Below are 3,699 nucleotides of genomic sequence, written 5' to 3' on the forward strand. Positions count from 1 at the left end.
ATATAATTGGAATCGTGGGCAAGAGGGCCATCTCTGTGTGTTTTTGAGCCGCGGCCCAGAGAATAACCGGTTAGAGAGCAAGGCCCTCACATTCAAGGGCTTAGGGTTATAACAAGACCCACCATTTCGGGGCCCGGCAAAAACAGAGGAGGGACACAGCGAGGAACCAGTTCAAGGCAGGATTATTTAGGAAGGGGATTTAAACGATTTTTTTTATTAAATGGAGGGAGGGGCTTAAAAAAAAAAAGGTTTCTCAAAAGGGAATCACATCTTGGGCGGGAAAACCCATTCAAAAGGGGGAAACCTGAGGAAAAAAAATGGCCGGGAAAACCGGCCTGACAGGGTGGATAATACCTGAAAAAATGCGCCAACTTCGAAATTTACGCCGCTATCAATTTTAACCAAGGTGATGAATCTATGAGTACGAAAATTAAAATCGGTACCCGACGCAGCAAACTGGCCCTTTGGCAAGCCTACTATGTAGAACAATTGCTTCAGGACGCCGGCATGGACACCGAGATCGTCGAAATCGACACCCGCGGAGACCAAGTGCTCGATGTCTCCATCGCCAAAATCGGCAGCAAAGGGGTGTTTACCGAAGAGCTTGAAGACCAACTGCGCAGTGGCGACATCGATATCGCCGTGCACAGCGCTAAAGATATGCAGTCGGAACTGCCTGAAGGTTTTGAAATCATCGCCTTTACCATCCGGGAAAAAGTTAACGATGTTGTCGTCAGCCGCGACAAGTCGATCCGTCTGGGCGACACCAGTCGCCCTCTGACCATCGGCTCCTCGTCTGTTCGCCGACGTGCTATCCTTAAAGCATACTACCCACATCTCAATATTATTGAAATGCGCGGCAACCTGCAGACCCGGATCGGAAAAATGGATGACGGCCAATGCGATGCCATTCTACTGGCCTATGCCGGCGTCAACCGTATGGAATACAATGATCTGATCGTCGAAACCCTGCCGTTGGAACAGTTTATTCCACCTGTCGGCCAGGGCAGTGTCGCCATTGAATCAGCCATAAATCTGGATGCAAAGAAGCGCGAAACCATCCGCAAAGCCGTCAACCATCCGGATACGGAATTCCGCCTGCTCGCTGAGCGCGCCTTCCTCAAAACGCTCAAAGGCGGTTGCAGTATCCCCGCCTTCTGCATGGCGGAACTTGAAGGAGACGATCAGCTTAAAGTCACCGGTGGCATGATCAGTCTTGACGGCCAAACCCTGATCAAAAATGTCCTGACCGGTGCCCGCAGTGATGCCGAGCAACTTGGGGACCAGATGGCAAACCTGACACTGGAACAAGGCGGCGCACAAATCCTTGCCGCTATTCGCGCGGAGCGCGGCGAGTAACTTAGCACTTTTGTTGTGAATGAAACAAAGCGGGAGGCCTGCCACAGCCCTCCCGCTTTTTATTTTTCAAATCGCGTCGGCAAATACACAACGTCGAGACCATTGACAAACCAGCGCAGTTTTTACATGGTAATCCATAGAAGATCAACTCCCCAGTCTCCAAGGAGCCCAACCATGAAACTCTGCTTTCCCATTACTGAAAATAACGGTCTTAACAGCCGGGTTTTCAGCCATTTTGGTGTGACCCCCAAGTTGCTTATTGTCAATACAGACACCCGGGAGTACGAAGAGGTTGCGGTTCACACCGCCGACCAACAGGGCGGACTCGACAAAGTGCTGTCAGCCCTACACACCATTTCCCCTGACGCAATTGCCCTGGCGGGCATTGGCCAGGGAGCCCTTGATCGCCTGCGCCAGCAGGGTTTTACCGTTTATCGTGGTGAAGAGACTGTTGCCGCAACGTTGGACAAGTTGATTCAGAACACTCTGGATGAGTGGCCGGACACAACATCCTGCACTGGACTCGATAAAGCAACCCTCGAAGAACTCAGCCGCGCCACCGGCCTGGATATCTCCATAGACGAATCGTGCTGAGGCAGTGAGCTTTTCAAAGTAACGGCCCATCAAGCTCTTTTAAGTCGCGGAGGTCTCTGCTCACAGGGTACGGCCGTGGTACATAAGCCACATCCTGAGATATCCACGCCAAACCGCTCATTACATTGCGGGTTGACGTCGTTACGTGTGTAGTCATGGCAGGCCAGTTTATCATGCCCGTCAGAGGTGATAGCCCGGGCGGGACAGCGTGTAATACACACGCCGCAACTGCCATCGTGATGATAGGGACACCGGGCATAAGGATTATCACTGAGGCGCTGGCTACGAGGCAAAACCGCGCTGGTAATAACACTACCGATACGGTGGGCCACTCCAACATCACTGATAAATGCATCACTCAATCCAAAACTGCCCATGCCGGCAACAAAAGCGGCATGACGCTCGGACCAGTTGGAGGTACAGGTGGTGTAATCGGCCTGCCATTGCTCTAGCAGTAACGGAGCCACAGCCTGATCACCCTGCGCAGAAAAAAACGTCTGCGCCTTACGCCGAATCTCCTGATTCACCTGTTCCCCAAAATGACGTGTGTGCGCCCATTGCTGAGCCGGGTAACGTTTTTGCTGACGGTTGGCAAGGATCGTCGGTTTGACAATAGGTAAAATCCATACGACCACCGTTCCCTGAACTGCCGCGGAATCATAACGACAAGCCAGGGCTTCATGGGGAGTCATGTGATCCGCGCCGATAATCTCTTTAAAGCGCGAGAACAGAGGATCATTCAGGTCGGCATAACCGAACAAGGCTGGCGCAAAATACTCCTGATCACTCAGGATCGACTGAACCATGTGCTCAAACGTTTCCATACTTTCCTCACATTGAAGAACTTTTTCTTACAACAATGACATAGAGCAGTAACAAGCCACAAGGGGGATCGCAACTCACTCCACATGAGCATGCCCTCTCCCGGCCGTTCTGTGCATTCGCACAGATATTGATTGTGGCTCATATATCACTTTTTTACGCGTCTCAACGTGGTGAGTGGTGATTTGCTTTGTTAGAGTTAACACCATCAAGAGTTGTTGTGGCAGGCAACCCTTGGTTCTCCTTTCTTCCTACTTTGAAACACACATCGTAACGCCGGTTCGGATGCCTCCCCGAGCCGGCGTTATTTTATTGTGCTGGCTTCCCGTTCGGTAACACCATTCGTCAATTCCGTCTCTTTGTTCACTGCCTCCTCGGATGGATCAGGTGCACCTGGCAGTCATAGGGTCTTCCAGCTTCTCGCAATACCTTTGCGAGGTATTCAGGTCATGGTTAAAACAATAAAAAGCCCCGAGCATGATAATGATCTTCATGCCGGGGCTTTTTCGGTTTAAGTCTGACCTGTTGTTGCGGTCAGGATCCCCCTGTGGGAATCATTTTTTTGTTGTTTGTAGAATACGTTGGCACATGTTTCAACTAGCGTGTTACTCCTACCTGACCGGGTGGCTCAGAGACTGTCATACTGCCTTCCTCCTGTCGGTATTCGTGGATCACCTTGACGGCTTGCTCTCCGTGTTCAACACTCTTTATTTCTTGCTGTTCTTCCAGATTGTACGTCCTTGTTCTACGATGTTTGATATACGCATCTATCTGACGGAGAACTGTTTTGCCAACAAGTTGTCAAGGTCATCAGCTTGGCTTGTTAAAAGAGTACCATCTCCTGCATGCATGTAAAGAGAGGCAACGAAATTTTTATTCCGGTTCGAGCCACTGATTAATCTGCTGACAACGTTGCCCCCATTG

The 3,699-nt window shown here is 50.7% G+C and carries 3 protein-coding genes; 2 read left to right on the forward strand and 1 reads right to left on the reverse strand.

The features are described 5' to 3' along the window. Nucleotides 1-417 precede the first annotated feature (417 nt). Nucleotides 418-1,359, forward strand: a complete 942-nt coding sequence (hemC, locus tag DACE_RS16815) for a hydroxymethylbilane synthase (RefSeq protein ID WP_006003399.1) — start codon at nt 418-420, stop codon at nt 1,357-1,359. Between the two features lie 174 nt (nt 1,360-1,533). Further along, entirely contained in the window at nt 1,534-1,953 is a 420-nt protein-coding gene (locus tag DACE_RS17730; protein ID WP_006003401.1) for a NifB/NifX family molybdenum-iron cluster-binding protein, read from the forward strand. Between the two features lie 29 nt (nt 1,954-1,982). Here DACE_RS17730 and DACE_RS16825 read toward each other — a convergent pair whose 3' ends face one another. Further along, complete coding sequence (locus tag DACE_RS16825) at nt 1,983-2,777, reverse strand: hypothetical protein (RefSeq protein ID WP_006003403.1); 795 nt, start codon at nt 2,775-2,777, stop codon at nt 1,983-1,985. Nucleotides 2,778-3,699: the final 922 nt, after the last annotated feature.

It is taken from the genome of Desulfuromonas acetoxidans DSM 684 (assembly GCF_000167355.1).
In the GTDB taxonomy this organism is placed as follows: domain Bacteria; phylum Desulfobacterota; class Desulfuromonadia; order Desulfuromonadales; family Desulfuromonadaceae; genus Desulfuromonas; species Desulfuromonas acetoxidans.